Source organism: Leekyejoonella antrihumi (assembly GCF_007845645.1).
In the GTDB taxonomy this organism is placed as follows: domain Bacteria; phylum Actinomycetota; class Actinomycetes; order Actinomycetales; family Dermatophilaceae; genus Leekyejoonella; species Leekyejoonella antrihumi.
On sequence record NZ_VCQV01000024.1, the window covers coordinates 1 to 16,940 of the forward strand.

At 69.7% G+C, this 16,940-nt stretch carries 18 protein-coding genes, 1 pseudogene and 1 riboswitch; of the genes and pseudogenes, 2 read left to right on the top strand and 17 right to left on the bottom strand.

All coding sequences use genetic code 11. From position 1 onward, the window contains the following. Positions 1–124: 124 nt before the first annotated feature. Positions 125–1,603: pseudogene (gene glpK, locus FGL98_RS15795) on the top strand (glycerol kinase GlpK); the annotation flags it as partial. A 175-nt stretch (positions 1,604–1,778) separates the two neighbouring features. Here the strand turns inward: glpK and FGL98_RS15800 are convergent. The 3 genes from FGL98_RS15800 to FGL98_RS27150 form a co-directional block, all read right to left on the bottom strand. Further along, positions 1,779–2,231: an FGGY family carbohydrate kinase gene (locus FGL98_RS15800; RefSeq protein ID WP_222432216.1), complete on the bottom strand. Its 453-nt coding sequence runs from the start codon at positions 2,229–2,231 to the stop codon at positions 1,779–1,781. A 61-nt stretch (positions 2,232–2,292) separates the two neighbouring features. Beyond that, positions 2,293–2,469 (bottom strand): IclR family transcriptional regulator domain-containing protein, encoded by a 177-nt coding sequence (locus tag FGL98_RS27145; RefSeq protein ID WP_146318338.1) that lies wholly within the window; start codon positions 2,467–2,469, stop codon positions 2,293–2,295. Positions 2,470–2,676: 207 nt separating this feature from the next. Next, on the bottom strand, positions 2,677–2,886 hold the full coding sequence (locus tag FGL98_RS27150; protein WP_425461000.1) for a helix-turn-helix domain-containing protein: 210 nt from the start codon (positions 2,884–2,886) through the stop codon (positions 2,677–2,679). 53 nt (positions 2,887–2,939) lie between these two features. Between FGL98_RS27150 and FGL98_RS15815 the strand changes: the two genes are divergently transcribed. Next, positions 2,940–3,500, top strand: coding sequence for a nucleoside/nucleotide kinase family protein (locus FGL98_RS15815; protein ID WP_146318185.1), 561 nt, complete (start codon positions 2,940–2,942; stop codon positions 3,498–3,500). Positions 3,501–3,615: 115 nt separating this feature from the next. On the opposite strand, the gene FGL98_RS15820 is transcribed toward FGL98_RS15815, so the two are convergent. The 14 genes from FGL98_RS15820 to metK form a co-directional block, all read right to left on the bottom strand. After that, the gene (locus FGL98_RS15820; RefSeq protein WP_146318187.1) at positions 3,616–4,077 is read right to left on the bottom strand and encodes a PH domain-containing protein; all 462 of its coding nucleotides are present in this window, start codon (positions 4,075–4,077) and stop codon (positions 3,616–3,618) included. Next, complete coding sequence (gene hisG, locus FGL98_RS15825) at positions 4,065–4,910, bottom strand: ATP phosphoribosyltransferase (protein WP_146318189.1); 846 nt, start codon at positions 4,908–4,910, stop codon at positions 4,065–4,067. The genes FGL98_RS15820 and hisG overlap by 13 nt, the downstream gene beginning before the upstream one ends. Before the next feature lie 89 nt (positions 4,911–4,999). Continuing rightward, positions 5,000–5,263, bottom strand: a complete 264-nt coding sequence (locus tag FGL98_RS15830; RefSeq protein WP_146318191.1) for a phosphoribosyl-ATP diphosphatase — start codon at positions 5,261–5,263, stop codon at positions 5,000–5,002. Between the two features lie 10 nt (positions 5,264–5,273). Beyond that, entirely contained in the window at positions 5,274–5,786 is a 513-nt protein-coding gene (gene ribH / locus FGL98_RS15835; RefSeq protein ID WP_146318193.1) for a 6,7-dimethyl-8-ribityllumazine synthase, read from the bottom strand. Next, positions 5,783–7,024 (bottom strand): bifunctional 3,4-dihydroxy-2-butanone-4-phosphate synthase/GTP cyclohydrolase II, encoded by a 1,242-nt coding sequence (locus tag FGL98_RS15840; protein WP_146318195.1) that lies wholly within the window; start codon positions 7,022–7,024, stop codon positions 5,783–5,785. The genes ribH and FGL98_RS15840 overlap by 4 nt, the downstream gene beginning before the upstream one ends. Positions 7,025–7,028: 4 nt before the next feature. Further along, entirely contained in the window at positions 7,029–7,736 is a 708-nt protein-coding gene (pnuC, locus tag FGL98_RS15845) for a nicotinamide riboside transporter PnuC (protein ID WP_146318197.1), read from the bottom strand. Beyond that, the gene (locus FGL98_RS15850) at positions 7,733–8,335 is read right to left on the bottom strand and encodes a riboflavin synthase (RefSeq protein WP_146318199.1); all 603 of its coding nucleotides are present in this window, start codon (positions 8,333–8,335) and stop codon (positions 7,733–7,735) included. The genes pnuC and FGL98_RS15850 overlap by 4 nt, the downstream gene beginning before the upstream one ends. Further along, a complete protein-coding gene (gene ribD, locus FGL98_RS15855; RefSeq protein ID WP_146318201.1) occupies positions 8,335–9,366 on the bottom strand; it encodes a bifunctional diaminohydroxyphosphoribosylaminopyrimidine deaminase/5-amino-6-(5-phosphoribosylamino)uracil reductase RibD in 1,032 nt (343 codons plus the stop codon). The genes FGL98_RS15850 and ribD overlap by 1 nt, the downstream gene beginning before the upstream one ends. Before the next feature lie 115 nt (positions 9,367–9,481). Then, a riboswitch (FMN riboswitch) is annotated at positions 9,482–9,608 on the bottom strand. 12 nt (positions 9,609–9,620) lie between these two features. After that, positions 9,621–10,283: a ribulose-phosphate 3-epimerase gene (gene rpe / locus FGL98_RS15860; RefSeq protein ID WP_146318203.1), complete on the bottom strand. Its 663-nt coding sequence runs from the start codon at positions 10,281–10,283 to the stop codon at positions 9,621–9,623. A gap of 16 nt (positions 10,284–10,299) precedes the next feature. Next, on the bottom strand, positions 10,300–11,820 hold the full coding sequence (locus FGL98_RS15865; RefSeq protein WP_246136581.1) for an RsmB/NOP family class I SAM-dependent RNA methyltransferase: 1,521 nt from the start codon (positions 11,818–11,820) through the stop codon (positions 10,300–10,302). Further along, positions 11,813–12,757, bottom strand: a complete 945-nt coding sequence (gene fmt, locus FGL98_RS15870) for a methionyl-tRNA formyltransferase (protein WP_146318205.1) — start codon at positions 12,755–12,757, stop codon at positions 11,813–11,815. Before fmt ends, FGL98_RS15865 begins: the two co-directional genes overlap by 8 nt. A gap of 2 nt (positions 12,758–12,759) precedes the next feature. Next, positions 12,760–13,452 carry an HAD family hydrolase gene (locus FGL98_RS15875; RefSeq protein ID WP_146318207.1) on the bottom strand — a complete coding sequence of 231 codons (693 nt, stop codon included), beginning with the start codon at positions 13,450–13,452 and terminating at the stop codon, positions 12,760–12,762. Positions 13,453–13,474: 22 nt separating this feature from the next. After that, positions 13,475–15,556, bottom strand: coding sequence for a primosomal protein N' family DNA-binding protein (locus FGL98_RS15880; protein WP_186526202.1), 2,082 nt, complete (start codon positions 15,554–15,556; stop codon positions 13,475–13,477). 107 nt (positions 15,557–15,663) lie between these two features. Next, entirely contained in the window at positions 15,664–16,881 is a 1,218-nt protein-coding gene (metK, locus tag FGL98_RS15885) for a methionine adenosyltransferase (protein ID WP_146318209.1), read from the bottom strand. Positions 16,882–16,940: the final 59 nt, after the last annotated feature.

Here is a 16,940-nt window from a genome sequence, read left to right on the forward strand (position 1 = left end):
CACCTTGAAAGTGCCTGTCCTGTAGAGATCCTGAGTTGTCGCAAACCCAAGTATCTCTTACAGCACAGGCACTTTCACGTCCCCCGACCGCGCGTCACACCTCAACCCGTGAAAGACGCAGGCCAGCACCCGATTCATGATCTTCGACCACGCAGGGAACGAGGTGGCCAAGCACAAGCTGGAGCACGAGCAGATCATGCCCCAGGCTGGGTGGGTCGAGCACAGCCCACTGGAGATCTGGGACCGTACCCAGACCGTGATCGCGGCGACACTGGCCAAGCACGATCTGGACGCCAAGGACCTGGACTCGATCGGCATCACCAACCAGCGTGAGACAACGGTCGTCTGGAACAAGAAGACCGGCCGTCCGTACTACAACGCGATCGTCTGGCAGGACACTCGGACCGACCGGATCGCCTCCGCGCTCGAACGCGAGGGCAAGGGCGATGTCATCCGCCGGAAGGCCGGCCTGCCTCCGGCAACCTACTTCTCCGGCGGCAAGATCAAGTGGATGCTCGACAACGTCAAGGGAGTCCGCGCGGCCGCCGAGTCGGGTGACGCGATCTTCGGCAACACCGACACCTGGCTGCTGTGGAATCTCACCGGGGGCACCGACGGCGGTGTGCACGTCACCGACGTCACCAACGCCAGCCGCACAATGCTGATGGACCTGGAGACCCTCGACTGGGACGACGAGCTGCTCTCCTTCTTCGACATCCCTCGCTCGATGCTCCCCGAGATCCGCCCCAGCTCCGACCCGAACTTCTACGGGACAACGCTGCGGCGTGGCCCGGTCGGCGGGGAGGTGCCACTCAGCGGCGACCTCGGCGACCAGCAGGCCGCAACCGTTGGCCAGGTGTGCTTCTCCCCCGGTGAGGCCAAGAACACATACGGAACGGGCAACTTCATGCTCCTCAACACCGGTGAGGAGCTGGTCCGCAGCAAGGCCGGCCTGCTCACCACGGTGGGCTACAAGTTCGGTGACAGCAAGCCCATCTACGCGCTCGAGGGCTCGATCGCGGTGACCGGCAGCGCCGTGCAGTGGCTGCGCGACCAGCTGGGCATCATCTCCGGCGCCTCCGAGATCGAGCGGCTGGCCAGCCAAGTCAAGGACACCGGCGGGATGTATTTCGTGCCGGCGTTCTCCGGTCTCTTCGCACCCTACTGGCGGTCGGACGCACGCGGCGCCATCGTTGGGATGTCCCGATTCAACACCAACGCCCACCTGGCTCGCGCGACCCTCGAGTCGATCTGCTACCAGAGCAAGGACGTCAGCGACGCGATGGAGAAGGACTCCGGGGTCGAGCTCGAGGTGCTCAAGGTCGACGGCGGCGTCACCGCCAACGACCTGTGCATGCAGCTCCAGTCGGACATTCTCGGGGTGCCGGTCTCCAAGCCAGTCGTCGCCGAGACGACCGCTCTCGGAGCGGCCTACGCCGCCGGTCTGGCGACCGGCTTCTGGAAGAACACGGACGAGCTGCGTTCGAACTGGAACGAGGACAAGCGGTGGGATCCGGAGTGGAGCGACGACGAGCGCGCCGAGGGCTACGCCGGATGGCAGAAGGCCGTCAAGCGCACCCTCGACTGGGTCGATGTCGACTGAGGCCACCCATGTTCCCGGGGGCATCGGTCGTCCCCGGGACCGCCATCGAAACATCCTGCTGGATATACAGATCCACCATGCCCCGAGCAGAGGTACTTTCTATGACCACGGCCCTTACGCCGGAGCCAGGTCTCCATGGTGCCGACGAGAAGGTCCCCGGGCTCGGCCCGCGCCTTCAACTCCGGGATACGCTGCAGCAGCCCGCAAGGCGCGGCGCCGTGAAGTAGACCGCCGGCGGTATTCCACAGCGGTCCCGGAAGTAGTCCTCCCCCGGATCCCGCAGCAGGTCCTCCATCAGATGCCCGGTTCTGGTGTCCTGCCACACGATTGCCCGTCTCACCGGCTTGCCCGTGTGCCGGTCCCACACCACGAACGTCTCACGTTGGTTTGCCACTCCGACGGCGGCAATCTGCTCGGCGGCGATGCCGATCTCGGCCATCGCCCGGGGAACGACGCGCTCGGTGTTCCGCCAGATCTGCATCGCGTCGTGCTCGACCCACCCCGGGCTGGGGAAGATCTGTTTGTGCTCCTGCTGTGCGGCACCGGCGAGTCGGCCCCGGCGGTCGAAGATGATCGCACGCGTTGACGTGGTCCCTTGGTCGATGCTCGGGACGAACTGCTCGACCACTCCTACCAACGCTCCGCGACGACCGCGCGACTCGTGCCGTGAGCGGCCTCGTGCAACCGGCTCAGCACGGTGGGCCGGACCTCACGCGTGGCCGTAGAGACCTTGTCGATCGCCCGCGAACCCCCAGAGCTGCCACGACAACTCCCCCACTCCCCAGCACCGGTGCGGCGACTCCCCCGATGCGAACGCGGAACTCCTCGTAGTCGATCGCATACCGCGCACGACGGACCGCGTCGATTCACCGACCTCGACATGCTGACTCGTGCGATTGGAGCTGAAGACCTGCTGCACGATCTCACCACCGATGACATGCTCGGCCGGAACCCGCGGAAGGACGACCAGTCGCGCGGACATCCCGGTCTTGGCCGCGAGCGTGTCAACCCAGTTCATTGCTCGCGCGCAGGGCTCATTGAGGTCCATCTGTGCGAGCGCGATCGGAGCCAGTTCATGGGACAGGACGTAGTCCCCTGAGTCGCGGCCCTGGCGCACGAAAACCGACACTGGTCAGCGTGCGGACGATGCCGCGGGCCGTGCTCTTGCGCAGGCCGACGAGCTCGGCGAGCACTCCGAGTGGGCGGGGCCTGTCGCCCGAAGCAAGGATGCGCAGGATCGCAGCCGCGCGTTCGATCGACTGCACATTGCGCGGCACCCGCACAGTCCAGTGTTCGCGCTGTCCCAGCAGGGGATTCGAGCGCTACGCTCGCTCACATGCGCCCGGTCCCCCTTGACGAAGCGGTCGCACTCATTGTGCGCGCGGCGCGGTCCGCGTCGGTCGGGCAACCGCGGACCGTCATCGTGGGCATCGATGGCCGAAGCGGCGCCGGCAAGACCACAACCGCCGACCTGGTCGCGACCTGCTTGGGATCCGCTCAGGTCGTTCACATGGACGACTTCTACACGGGATGGCACGGCCTGGCTCAGTCGGTCCCCCGGCTTGCTCAGGACGTCCTGGCACCGGTGTGTCGTGGTGAGCACGCGGGATACCGGCGCTATGACTGGGTGACCCAGGCGTATGCCGAGTCGATCCGGGTCCTCCCCGGCCGGTTTCTGGTCGTAGAGGGCTGCGGGTCGACGACCGGGCCCGCCCGGATCTGCACCGACGTGCGCGTCTGGCTGGACGCACCACCGGCGGTCCGCAGACGGCGTGGGCTGGCCCGGGACGGGGATGCCTACCGGCCGATGTGGAGCATGTGGCGCGATCAGGAGGACGACCTCTTCCGGCGTGACCACACCCGAGACCATGCCCATCTGAGCTTCAGCACGGGCTGACTCCTGCACCACCGACCACCGCCGAGTTGCGCACTTGCGCTCGAAGCGCGCAGCTACACGTGCGCCTTTCGCGGGAAAGTGCACAGCTGGCGGGACCGATTGATCCTGCTAGCGGTCAGTCGTCGCGGCCGGTGCGTGAATGCTGTTGCACCAGGATCGCAAGGCGCATCGCTTCGTCCTCGCCAAACTTGCCGTCCGCCCGCTGCACGGCCATCACCGCGAGCTGTTCGGTGTCGGCCAGGTCGAGCATCAGCCACGGTGCACCGCCGCCGAACTGGACACTCACGATGTCCGCCCAGGGCACCAGCTGCGAACGGACCAGGTTGTGCACCTTGAGCCCGTCCGGTGTCGGCACCGCACGGACGAGCCCGAACCGCAGCACGCACAGGGCCACGACCACCGCGAAAGCGATCATCATGGCGGTGTCCGCGTTCGTCCACCCGGTGATGCCACCGTGCTGGATCCGCAGCGCGGCCACCGTGAGCGCGACCACGACCACGAGGGCCACGAACACGGACACGACGAGTGCCCGCCGGGGGCGGAATACGGCGTAGGGCTTGCCGGTCACAGGCGGCACGCGGCGATCTCGGTGACGAGAATCGCTCGTGCACCGACCTCGTAGAGCCCGTCCATGACCGTGTTGGTCAGCTTGCGCGGCACCATGGCGCGCACTGCGACATATCCCTTGCGGTGCAACGGCGACACCGTCGGTGACTCGAGCCCGGGCGTCAGGCTGCACGCCTGCTCCACCAGATCGACCCGGATGTCGTAATCCATCATGACGTAACGGCTCGCCGTCAGGACTCCTTGGAGACGCCGTTCCAGGACCTGCGCCGCGCTACTGGGCTCTCGATCGGCGGGGCGGATCAGGACCGCCTCACTCTTGAGGATCGGATCTCCAAAGATCTCGAGCCCGTTGTTGCGCAACGTGGTCCCCGTCTCGACGACATCGGCGACGACATCGGCAACCCCGAGCGTCACCGCTGTCTCGACCGCACCGTCGAGCCGGACGACGGAGGCCTCGACGCCGTGCTTGCGCAGATCGTTCTCGACAAGCACGGGAAAACTGGTCGCCACTCGGCGACCGGCCAGGTCGTCCGCGGAACGTGCGGTGCCGGGCCGGCCGGCATACCGGAAGGTCGAGGCGCCGAACCCGAGGGCCAGCACCTCCGCTGCGGGACTGCAGGAGTCCAGCAGCAGGTCCCGGCCGGTGATGCCGACGTCGAGCGTGCCCTGCCCGACGTAGACGGCGATGTCGCGCGGGCGCAGGAAGAACAGCTCGACGTCCAGCTCGCTGTCATGGACCACCAGCTCTTTGCTGTCCCGGCGACCTGGGTAGCCGGCCTCGCGCAGCATCTGTGCGGCGGACTCGGACAGCGCACCCTTGTTGGGCATCGCGATACGGAGCATTGGCTTTCCTTGGTCGTCATGGGATGTTTTTGTGTCGGGGTGTTCGCGAAGTACCGAGTGAGATACGAACGAGGACTTCGCGGGGTGACTCAGAGGTGGGAGTAGACGTCTTCGAGGGTGAGGTCGGTGGCGAGCATCAGCACCTGTAGGTGGTAGAGCAGCTGGCTGATCTCCTCCGCCGTGCGTGTATGCCCCTCGTGCTCGGCCGCCATCCACACCTCGGCGGCCTCTTCGACCACCTTCTTGCCGATGAAGTGCACACCGGCGTCCAGCTCGTCCACGGTCTTGGAGCCGTCGGGTCGATCCTCCGCCTTTTGACGGAGTTCGTCCCACAGCTGCTCGAAGGTCTTCACGATGGCCAGGTTACGGTGTCGCGGATGCGCCGGGTCGAGGCGCCTCCCGCTGGCGGGGAGTGGCCGCCTGCAGTGCCACGGCCATCGCCACCGCGGCAGTGGCCGCCTCGTGCCCCTTGTCCTCGGTCGAGCCCGGCAGTCCGGCACGATCCAGCGCCTGCTGGTCGTTGTCGCAGGTCAGGACACCGAAGCCCACGGGCACACCCGTCTGGACGCTCACCTGGGTGAGTCCGAGAGTGGCGGCCTGGCACACATACTCGAAGTGCGGCGTCCCACCGCGGATCACGACGCCGAGGGCAACCAGCGCGTCGTAGGCGGGGGCGAGCCGTGCGCAGGCGACGCTCAGCTCGAAGGTGCCCGGCACTCGCAGCACCAGCGGATCGCTCACCCCGGCCTCCGTGAGGCCGCGGCGGGCGCCGTCCAACAGGCCGTCCATGACCTGCCGGTGCCAGGATGCCGCGACCACAGCCACCCGCAGCCCGCGCCCATCGATCGACAGGCTGGGTGCTCCCTCGCCGCTCATGCCTGCTCTCCCCTGCTGCCGGACTTCGTGGGGTTCTCCCCGGGGCTGTGTAGCAGGTGGCCGAGGCGCTCCTTCTTGGTCTGCAGGTAGTGCGCGTTCTGCGCGGTGCGCCCCACCTCCAGGGGCACCATCTCGCGCACCGTGATGCCGTTCTGCTCGAGTGCGTCGCGCTTGGCCGGGTTGTTGCTGAGCAGCCGCACGGTGTCGACCTTGAGATCGCTGAGTATCGAGCCGGCCGCGTCGAACTCGCGCGCGTCGACGGGTAGTCCGAGCTCGGTCTGCGCGTCGACGGTGTCCAGGCCGGTGTCCTGCAGCGCATAGGCCCGCAGCTTGTCGACGAGCCCGACGCCACGCCCCTCGTGACCACGCAAGTAGATCACCACCCCGCCGTCGCGCGCGATGATCTCCAGGGAGGCGTTCAGCTGAGGTCCGCAGTCGCACCGCAGCGAGCCGAACGTGTCCCCGGTCAGGCACTCGGAGTGCACTCGCACCAGCGGCGCGTCCTGGTCCAGCCCGAGCGGGCTCACCAGGGCGAGGTGCTCCTGCCCGGTCAGCAGGTCGACGTACCCGTGCACACTGAACGCGCCGTGCCGCGTCGGCAGCTGGGTCTGGGCGCCCAGTCGCACGCGGTCATGTTGCCGCCGCCAGCGCACCAGGTCGGCGATCGTGATGACCACCAGCCCGTGCTCCTCGGCGAGCCGCTGCGCATCCGGCAACCGCATCATCGAGCCGTCATCGTGCACGAGCTCGACGATCGCTCCGACCGGAGACAGTCCTGCCAACCGGCACAGGTCGACGGCTGCCTCCGTGTGGCCCTGCCGCGCGATCACCCCACCGGCGCGGGCTCGCAGCGGGAAGATGTGACCCGGCCGGGTCAGCATGTCCGGCGTTGCCTTCGGGTCCGCCAGCGCTTGCAGGGTCCGGCCCCGATCGGCGGCACTGATGCCCGTGCTCACCCCGTCCCGCGCGTCCACCGACACGGTGTAGGCGGTGCCCTTCGGGTCCTCGTTGTCGGTGACCATGGGCGGCAGCTGCAGCCGGTCCGCAACCTCGTCCGGCATCGGCGCGCAGATCACCCCGGACCCGTAGCGCACGGCCCATCCCAGCCAGTGGCCGTCGGCGAACTCGGCCGCCATGATCAGGTCGGCCTCGTTCTCCCGATCCTCGTCGTCGGCGACGAGGACGGGTCGCCCCGCCCTGAGCTCGACGAGCGCCTGCTCAATTGTTGCCAGTGCCATGTCGTCACACCTGCCTTGCCGATTCGAGAGCTGCCGGCTGCTCGTCCTGCTCCCGGCGGGAGATGCGCAGCCAGACGACGAAGCCCCACAGCACGAACAGCGCGTAGATGCCGTAGAGCGCCGCCGAGGGGTAGTACTTGAAGTAGATGAGCTCCGGGACCCCGACCAGGTCGACCAGGATCCAGGCCAGCCAGAAGTCGGTCCAGCCGCGCGCCATGGCGACGGTGGCGACCATGGACCCGACGAAGATCCACGCATCCGCCCAGAAGTAGAAGTTCGGGGCGGGGAAACCCTCGCCGATCGCCCGGAACAGCCACTGGCACAGCAGCACGCCGACCGCCCAGAAGCCGATCATCAGCATCCGCTGCCGGCCGGTGGCCCAACGCGGGTGCACGGCGGGGGCGCCCCGGTCGCGGCTACCGCGCGTCCGGTTCCACAGCCACCAGCCGTAGACCGAGGTGAGGATGAAGAAGATCTGTCGGCCGGCCTGCCCGAAGAGCACCTGGCCGCCGTGTGCGGTGAAGCCGAGCCCGAAGAACACCGTGAAGAGCAGCGCGTTTCCGACGATCCCGACCGGCCACGCCCAGACCTTCCGCCGCATCCCGCCGAGCGCCGACAGCAGCCCGAAGAGGTTGCCGATGATCTCCCGCCAGGTGATGCCCTGGCCGCCGATCGTCAGATGCGCGTCGTAGAGCCGATCAAAGATGTTCATCGAGTGCCCTCCCGGACGTCGAGGAGTCGCTCCACATACTTGGCGAGGACGTCGACCTCGAGGTTGACCAGGTCGCCGGGCGCCTTGGGTCCGAGCGTGGTGAGGTCGAGGGTCGTCGAGATCAACGACACCGTGAAGGAGTCCTCCTCGACGGAGACGACGGTCAGGGAGACTCCGTCGACGGTGATGGACCCCTTCTCGGCGACGTATCCGGCGAGCCTCGCAGGCAGGCCTACTCGCACCACGGTCCACCTCGGCGCCGGTTCCTTGGCAATGATCACCCCGGTCCCGTCCACGTGGCCCTGCACGACGTGTCCGCCGAACCGGCCACTCGCGGGCATCGCTCGCTCGAGGTTGACCGCGTCGCCCGGCTGCAGACCGCCCAGGCTGGAGCGCTCCAGGCTCTCGGCCATGACATCGACGGCGAACGTCTCGGCGTCGTGCTCGACCACGGTCAGGCAGACTCCGTTGACGGCGATGGAGGCGCCGTGCGTGGCGTCGGACACCACTTGTGGGCCGTGCACCCGCAGCACGGCAGAGTCGCCCTGCCGCTCGAGTGCGACCACCCGACCGAGCTCCTCGACGATGCCGGTGAACATCACTGGTTCCTTCCCGTTGGTGTCAGGCGCAGACGGACGTCCTGCCCCAGCTGCTCGACCTCGGTCAGCTCACACTCCAGTGCGTCGGCGATGGAGCCGATGCCGAGCGACGCAAGAGTCGGCAGGCCCCCGCCCAGCAGCTTCGGAGCCACGTAGGCCACGATCTCGTCGACGTACCCGTGCTGCAGGAACGCGGCGGCGACGGTCGGGCCGCCTTCAAGCAGCACGTGGCGGATCTGACGGTCCTGCAGGGCTTTCAGCGCGTCCCGCGGGTCATGGCCCGGCGTGATCAGCGTCTCTGCCTGGCCGTCCAGGGCGCGGGCGGTTGCGGGGATCGCCCGGTCCCCCAGCACCACCCGTAGGGGCTGCGTGCCGGTCGCATGGCCGGCCGCGTCGCGGACGGTCAGGGATGGGTCGTCGGCGAGCACGGTCCCTGTCCCCACCAGCACGGCGCCGACCCGTGACCGCAGCCGGTGCACGTCGGCCCGGGCCTGCGCCCCGGTCACCCAACGGCTACTCCCGTCGGCGGCCGCGGCATACCCGTCGAGAGTGGTGGCCAGCTTCCAGGTCACCATCGGCCGGTCGTGGGTGACGGCGAAGGTCCAGGCACGGTTGAGTGCGGCCGCCGACCGGGCGAGCAGGCCGGCCTCCACGCGCACCCCGTGTGCGGCCAGCAGATCCGCACCGCCACGAGCGGCCGGGTTCGGATCGGCTTGGGCGAACACGACCCGGGCCACGCCGGCGTCGATCAGTGCCTGGGCGCACGGCCCGGTGCGGCCGGTGTGCGCGCACGGTTCGAGCGTGACGTAGGCGGTGGCGCCGCGGGCCAGGTCTCGCGCCTGCGACAGGGCGGCCACCTCGGCGTGCGGAGTGCCTGCGCCGGCGTGCCAGCCCTGGCCGACGACCGTCTCGCCGACAACCAGCACACAGCCCACACGGGGGTTGGGGTCGACCGCGGGTCCCCGCCCGGCAAGTCCGAGGGCGGCGCGCATCATCGACTCGTCCATGATGTCGGCGGCCGGCGGTGCCATGTCACTCCTTCGAAGTCCTGTCCTTCGGACTCCGGGGTGACTGGAAGCGACTGGCCGGGCGGGCGCCCCACAGGGGTCGACCGACATGCCAGTCCTCGGCCCGCATGACACGGACCGCGTGCGCCTCCCATCCGGACTTTAACCGTCGGTCTTGGAGTTTCACCAAGTCAACCGACTGCCTAAGCAGCCGGGTCGCGGACTATCACCGCCGGCTCGGAATTTCACCGACCCCGGAGCACGTGCCCCTCAGTATGTCACGGGTGCCGACCGCAGGACAGCGCGAGGTCGCGCAGCTGGTCGACCGCGGCCGCGGCGTCCTGCGCCCCGTAGACGGCCGACCCGGCGACGAACACGTCCGCCCCCGCCTCGGCGCACTGCTCGATGGTGTCGGCCGAGACGCCACCGTCGACCTGGATCCAGATCTCGCCGCCGCGGCGCCGAACGGCCTCACGGACCTGACGCACCTTGGGCATCTGGTCGGCCATGAACGACTGCCCACCGAAGCCCGGCTCCACCGTCATGACCAGCACCATGTCGACCTCGTCGAGCAGCTCCTCGTAAGGCCCGAACGCGGTGCCGGGCTTGATCGCCATCGACGCCCGCGCACCGGCGGCGCGGATGTCGCGGGCCAGGCGCACCGGATCCCCGGCCGCCTCGATGTGGAAGGTGACACTGCCCGCCCCCGCCTCGGCATACCCGGGGGCCCAGCGGTCCGGGTCCTCGATCATCAGGTGACAGTCCAAGGGGATGGGGCTCACCTTCGCCAGAGCCTCGACCACCGGCAGACCGATGGTCAGGTTCGGCACGAAGTGCGCGTCCATCACGTCCACGTGCGCCCAGTCGGCACCGGAGATGCGCTGCAGCTCACGTTCGAGGTTCGCGAAGTCCGCCGACAGGATGCTCGGGGTGATCTGCATTCTTCTCCCAGGTTCGTTAGGTCTGCTTGCGGAGCAACGCGAAGAACATCGCGTCGGTCCCGTGCAGGTGCGGCCAGAGCTGCACCGTGGGTCCGGCGCCGAGGTCGGTGACCTGGCGGCCCGCGGTGTCTCGAAACAGTGGTCGGGCATCCTCGCGTATGACGTCGGCGCGCCTGCCCAGCACCTCGTCCACGACCTGCGTGGTCTCGGCGACGTGCGGGCTGCAGGTCGCGTACCCGATCAGGCCTCCCGGTCGCGCCGTGTCGATCGCCGAGGTCAGCAGGTCTCGTTGCAGGGTGGCCAGGGTCGGCACGTCGCCGGCGGTGCGGCGCCAGCGCGCCTCGGGGCGACGACGCAGCGCACCCAGCCCGGTGCACGGCGCGTCCACCAGCACCCGATCGTAGGTGTCCGGCTCCTCGCCACCGAGGTCCCGACCGTCACCGGAGCCGACCATGACCTCGATGCCTGCGTCCAGCACCGCCGCGAGGGTCTTGCGCACGAGCTGCGTGCGGTGGTTGCTGACCTCGTTGGCGAACAGGACGGCGTCCTGCCGTGCGGCCAGCGTGGCCAGCAGTGCAGCCTTGCCACCGGGGCCGGCGCACAGGTCGAGCCACTCCTCGTGGCGGTCCCCGCCAGGCATGCTTGCACCGGCCAGTGCCAGAGCGACCAGCTGAGAACCCTCGTCCTGCACCGCCGCTCGCGTCTCACGCACCGCGCGAATCGCGCCGGGATCCCCCGACGGGAGCACGGCCCCGACCGGCGACAGCACGGACCGCGATGCGCCCACGCCGACCAGCTCGTCAACCGTGCACAGGCCCGGGCGCGCCACCAGGGACACGTGCGGTGCCGCGTTGTCCGCCTCGAGCAAGGCTTGTAGGTCGTCCTCGACGCTCTCCCGAGTGGCAGTCCCGGCGGCCAGCAGCGCGCCGCGCAGTGCGCGCACGATCCACGCCGGGTGGGAATGTCGGATCGCCAGAGCCTCGATCGGGTTCAGGCCGGCGGTCAGCTGCTCGGTCCACTCCTCGCGGGTCCGTTCGCTGAGCCGACGCAGGACGGCGTTGACCAGACCCGCGGCTCCCGCGCCGTTGACGTCCCGCGCCAGCCCGACGGTCTCCGAGGCGGCGGCGTGGGCCGGCACCCGCATCCCGAAGAGCTGGTGCGCGCCCAGCCGGAGCGTGTCGAGGATCGGCGCATCGATCCGATGTGCAGGGCGTCCGGCGGCAAGCTCGATCATCGGGTCGTAGAGGCCGCGCATCCGGATTGCGCCGTAGGTCAGCTCGGTCGCGAAGGCCGCATCCCGCCCCTGGATGCCTTCCGCCTTCAGCACCTTGGGCAGCTCGAGGTTGGCGTAGGCTCCCTCGTCGACCCTGCGGCAGACGTGCCAGGCGACGCGCCTCGCCGGGTCGGAGCCGCGTCGCCGGTCCGACGGTCGCGCCACTGATCGGCGACGATCCGTGTCGCGGCGCACCTCTGGACGCTGGCGGCCCCGCGCATTGCGGAAGCCACGGTTGCCCCGGTTGTCCTGGTCCTCAGGCACCCAGCACCTCTCCAGCCTCGATCCGGACCCCTCGGGCCCAGTCTGCCGCGTTCATCGGCTTCTTGCCGTGCGGCTGCACAGTGCCCAGCTCGAGCACGCCCACGCCGGTCCCGACCTGCACAGCTCGCTTGGTCACCCGCAACGTCCCCGGCGTCGGCGCAGCCTCGCCGGTTTCGGCCGCCGCCTGCACCTTGGCAACCGGGCCGACCTTGAGCCGCTGCCGGCGAAAGGTGGTCCAGGCACCAGGTGCGGGAGTGCACCCCCGGATCTGCCGGTCGATCGCGAACCCCGGTCGTTCCCAGCGGATTCGGGCGTCGTCAACGCTCAGTTTGGGCGCCAGGGACACGCCCTCCACGGACTGGGGAACCGGGGTGATCGACCCGTCCGCCAGGCCGTCGAGGGACGCCACCAGCAGGCCGGCCCCGCCCTCGGCCAGTCGATCCAGCAGGTCGCCACTGGTGTCACCCGGGCGGATCGTCTCGGTCATGGTGCCGAGCACCGGGCCAGTGTCGAGCCCCTCCTCGAGCAGGAACGTCGTGGCACCGGTGACCTCGTCGCCGGCGATCACCGCGTGCTGCACCGGCGCCGCACCACGCCACGCCGGCAACAGCGAGAAGTGCAGGTTGATCCAGCCACGTCGGGGAACGTCCAGCGCCGCTCGCGGCACCAGCGCGCCATAGGCCACCACCGGGCAGGCATCCGGCTCCAGCCGGGTCATCGCCTCGATGAACTCGGGCTCACGAGGCCTTCGCGGGGTCAGCACGGGTATGCCGTGCTCCTGCGCCACCTCGCGGACGGGTGACTGCCGCAGGCCACGACCACGCCCCGCAGGCGCGTCCGGCCGGGTCACGACGGCCACCACCTCGTGGTCGGACTCGATCAGCGCTCGCAGCGACGGAACGGCGGCCCGGGGCGTGCCCGCAAAGATCAGTCGCATGCTCAGGCGTCCTGCAGTGGAAGGCCCCGCACGAGCAGGTCGGACCGCAGGTCGGCGGCGCTCACGAACGGGATTGCGTCCAGCCCGGCCTCCATCGCGGCCTGCACATTGGCCGGGCTGTCGTCGATGAAGATGCTGTCGTCCAGACTGCCGAGGTGGTGGATGCGCTCCTCCAGGACCTCGAAGATCTCGGGATCGGGCTTGGCGACGCCCTCCTCACCCGACACGATGATGTCCTCGAACAGCCCTAGGAAGTCGAAGCGCTTCAGAGCGAAGGGAAACATCTCCGCCGACCAGTTGGTCAGCGCCACCAGGTGCACGTGCGCCGTGTGCAGCTCCCGCAGGATCTCGATGGTGCCCTCGATCGCACCAGTCATCGACGCGTCGAAATGCTGCCGGTAGGCCAGGATCTCCTGCTCGTAATGCGGATGGGTCGCGAGTGCGGCGGCCTCGCCCGCTGCCCAGGACCGGCCGGCATCCTGCTGGTGATTCCAGCCGCCGAAGTCGAAGGAGTCGTCCGCCAGGAATCGGGCCGCGCGCTCCTCACCCACCGCGGCCGAGATCGCCGGCGCGGGGTCCCACCGGATCAGCACATTCCCCAGGTCGAAGACGACGACGTCGACCGGACTCGGAGTCAGGTCGTCGGGAAGGTCTTCGGTGAGGTCTCCGAGGTCTCCGGGTAGCGCGGCAGTCATGTGCAGAACCGTACCGAGCCGCTCACAGCATCGTCCCCTCCGGGTCCACCCGGACCTGCACACTGCCGGGATCCTTGCGGGCGCTGCGGGCAGCCCGCGCTGCGACGAGCTCTCGGGTGAGCTGGTCCGCCTCCGACCAGCTCGCACGCAGCAGCATCCGAGAAGAGCTGTCCTCGCCCGGCCGACGCCCGGACACAACCAGTGGGCCGATCCGTTCGACGCTGGAGTGGACGGCGTCCGCCATCAGCCGCACGTCCGCCTCCTGCCCCGTCAGCAGCGTCATCCAGCTCGTCGGTGGCAGCCGTAGCTCCCGTCGCTCCGCCAGCTCACGCTCGGCATACCACCCCGGCGCCCAGCGCACCAGCGACTGGACCACTGGTTGCGGGGCCCGCGAGTCCACCGAGCACACCACGACAACGCCGTCCCGCCCGGCCGGTCGCGTCAAGGCGCCCGCGGCCATCCAGCGTCGCAGCGTCTCCTCACCGGCGTCGAGAGTCGGTCGGTCCAGCAGCGCCCAGCCGTCCAGCAGCAGGGTCGCGGCGTAACCGTCCTCCGCGAGGGGCTCGGCGCCAGGGGTCGCGATCACCAGGGCGGGGTCCGACCCCACCTCGGCGACGACCTCGCCCCCGCCGGAGCGCACCACGGGCACCCCGGGGAATGCCCGACCCAGCTCCTCGGCGGTCCGCCGCGCACCGACCGTGCCCGATCGAAGCCGTCCGCCGCCGCACTCCGCACAGACGAACCGGGTCAACGCACTCGAGCACCACCGGCAGGTCGGGGCCTCGCCGGCCTGCGGCTGCTGCAGCGGACCCTGGCACTGCGGGCACCGAGCCGGCGCGCGGCAGCTCTGACAGCGCAGGCTCGGCAGGTAGCCGCGTCTGGGCACCTGGACGAGCACCGGTCCCCTGGCCAGCGCGGCATGGGCCGCCTGCCAGGCGGACGATGGCAGGCGTGCGTGCGCCGCCGGGCCGCTGCGCTCCACCTCCCACTCGTCTCCTGCGACGACCACCCGTGGCAGCTCGGATCGGTCCACGACCGCCTCGACGGCCCGCACCAGCCCCTGCTCCAGCCACTGCTGCACGTGCACCGACCGGCTGAACCCGCCGACCAGCAGAGCCGCATCCTCCTGCTCGGCTCGCAGCCGCAGCACTTCCCGCACGTGCGGGTAGGGCGCGCGCGGCTCGGCCAGCAGGTCGTCGCCGTCGTCCCACCAAGCGACCAGGCCCAGGTCGTGCACCGGCGCGAACGCGGCCGCGCGCGTGCCCACCACGCACCGCACCTGCCCCCGCAGCACCTTCAGCCACGAGGTGTACCGCGCCTGCGGTCCCTGACTGGCGGTGAGCCGCACGAAGTGGTCCGCGCCTAGCAGCTCGGTCAGCGCTGCCGCAACCCGGTCGGTGTCTCGTTGGTCGGGCATCACCAGCAGGGCGCCGCGGCCGGCGGCCCGCGTGGCCGCGGCGAGCTGCGCGAGGGCCACCGGCCAGTCCTGGCCCGCGTCGACGCTGGGCGCTGCCAGCCAGGAGGCATACGGCGCCTGCCCGTCTGCGAGCCGGTGCAGCAGGGCGCTGCCCGCGGGATACCGGTCCCACGCGGTATGCGGTGTCGCCACCTCGCCGGGTGGCGCACCGGCCCGGCCGGCCGCCTCCGCGCGGTCCAGCGCCTGCTCCGCGGCCGCATGCCGGGGTGGTACGGCCAGCCGCACGACGTCGCTCATCGTCCCCGCGTAGCGGTCTGCGACGGCGCGGCACAGCCGCGCCACCTGCGGCGTGAGAACTGCCTCTGCCGACACCACCCGGCGGACCGGCGAGAGCTTGCCCACATGTTCGGCGTCGGCCGTGCGCTCAACGACGAATCCGGACCGGTCCTTGCCCGCGAACCGCACTCGCACCCGCGCGCCGGGCACGCACTCGTCGGTCATGCTCGCGGGCACGGCGTACTCGAACGGGCGGTCCAGGTGCGCCAGCGACACCTCGACGAGCACCCGCGCAACCGGGTTGGTCGAGGCGAGGTCGGTCTGGCGAGCGCGCGGCTTCGAGCGCGGTGCCGCGGCGGCATGCAGCAGCTGCAGCTGCTCCGTGCTCGCGGGATGCTCGTCGCCGGTCATGAGACCTTTCTATCGGCAGGGGGCGACAGACCCGGCCCCGTGCCCGGGACAACGGCGGCGGGAGCCACGCACTGCGTGACTCCCGCCGCCTACGATCGTGCAGGGTGTCAGCCTCGGACGGCCTTCTGCAGTGCCTCCACCCGGTCGGTGCGCTCCCAGGTGAACGGGCTCTTGACGCCCTCAGCGGTGGTGCGCCCGAAGTGGCCGTAGGCGGCGGTCGGCTGGTAGATCGGCCGCAGCAGGTCCAGTTGGTCGACAATGGCGCCGGGGCGCAGGTCGAACACCTGGGTGATGGCCGCCTCGATCTTGTCCTGGGGCGCGGTCTCGGTCCCGAAGGTCTCGAGGTAGAGCCCGACCGGCTGCGCCTTGCCGATCGCGTAGGCCACCTGCAGCTCGCAGCGCTTCGCCAGACCGGCGGCGACGACGTTCTTGGCGACCCAGCGGGTCGCATAGGCCGCGGACCGGTCGACCTTCGACGGGTCCTTGCCCGAGAAGGCGCCGCCGCCGTGACGGGCCATCCCGCCGTAGGTGTCGACGATGATCTTGCGGCCGGTCAGTCCCGCGTCACCCATCGGTCCACCGATCTCGAAACGACCGGTCGGGTTGATCAGCTTGCGGAAGTTGGAGGTGTCCAGGTGGTTGCCCGCCGCCGCCAGCTCATCGAGCACCGGCTTGATGACGTGCGTCTCGATGTCCGGCTCCAGCATCCCCTCCAGGGAGATGTCCTGCGAGTGCTGGGTCGACAGCACCACGGTGTCCAGCCGGACCGCCTTGTCCCCGTCATACTCGATGGTGACCTGGGTCTTGCCGTCCGGGCGCAGGTATGCCAGCGCACCGTTCTTGCGGACCGCGGTGAGCCGCTCGGCGAGCCGGTGGGCGAGAAAGATCGGCAGGGGCATCAGCTCTGCCGTGTCGTCGCAGGCATAGCCGAACATCAGGCCCTGGTCGCCCGCGCCCTGCTTGTCGAGCGGGTCGACGCCGCCGTGCCGGTTCTCGTGCGCCGTGTCGACACCCTGGGCGATGTCCGGCGACTGCTGTCCGATTGACACCGAGACGCCACAGGAACGGCCGTCGAAGCCCTTCTGCGACGAGTCGTAGCCGACCTCGACGATGGTGTCCCGGACCAGCTGAGCGATCGGAACGTAACTGGTGGTCGCCACCTCACCGGCGACGTGCACGAGCCCGGTCGTCACCATCGTCTCGACCGCCACCCGAGCGGTGGGGTCGTCGGCGATCATGGCGTCGAGAATCGAGTCACTGATCTGGTCACAGATCTTGTCGGGGTGCCCCTCGGTCACTGACTCGGACGTAAATAGGCGTGTCACCTGCGGATCTCCTCATCTATGCAGCGGCTGCTGGCTGGATCATCCGCGAGGGATGTCTC

Excerpts from the sequence above, each read along its gene's own strand:
- rpe (WP_146318203.1), bottom strand. The coding sequence starts at position 10,283 with ATGCAGATCACCCCGAGCATCCTGTCGGCGGACTTCGCGAACCTCGAA.
- FGL98_RS15875 (WP_146318207.1), bottom strand. The coding sequence starts at position 13,452 with ATGACTGCCGCGCTACCCGGAGACCTCGGAGACCTCACCGAAGACCTT.
- FGL98_RS15880 (WP_186526202.1), bottom strand. The coding sequence starts at position 15,556 with ATGACCGGCGACGAGCATCCCGCGAGCACGGAGCAGCTGCAGCTGCTG.
- pnuC (WP_146318197.1), bottom strand. The coding sequence starts at position 7,736 with ATGAACATCTTTGATCGGCTCTACGACGCGCATCTGACGATCGGCGGC.
- hisG (WP_146318189.1), bottom strand. The coding sequence starts at position 4,910 with ATGCTCCGTATCGCGATGCCCAACAAGGGTGCGCTGTCCGAGTCCGCC.
- fmt (WP_146318205.1), bottom strand. The coding sequence starts at position 12,757 with ATGCGACTGATCTTTGCGGGCACGCCCCGGGCCGCCGTTCCGTCGCTG.
- FGL98_RS15815 (WP_146318185.1), top strand. The coding sequence starts at position 2,940 with ATGCGCCCGGTCCCCCTTGACGAAGCGGTCGCACTCATTGTGCGCGCG.
- FGL98_RS15850 (WP_146318199.1), bottom strand. The coding sequence starts at position 8,335 with ATGTTCACCGGCATCGTCGAGGAGCTCGGTCGGGTGGTCGCACTCGAG.
- FGL98_RS15840 (WP_146318195.1), bottom strand. The coding sequence starts at position 7,024 with ATGGCACTGGCAACAATTGAGCAGGCGCTCGTCGAGCTCAGGGCGGGG.
- ribH (WP_146318193.1), bottom strand. The coding sequence starts at position 5,786 with ATGAGCGGCGAGGGAGCACCCAGCCTGTCGATCGATGGGCGCGGGCTG.
- ribD (WP_146318201.1), bottom strand. The coding sequence starts at position 9,366 with ATGGCACCGCCGGCCGCCGACATCATGGACGAGTCGATGATGCGCGCC.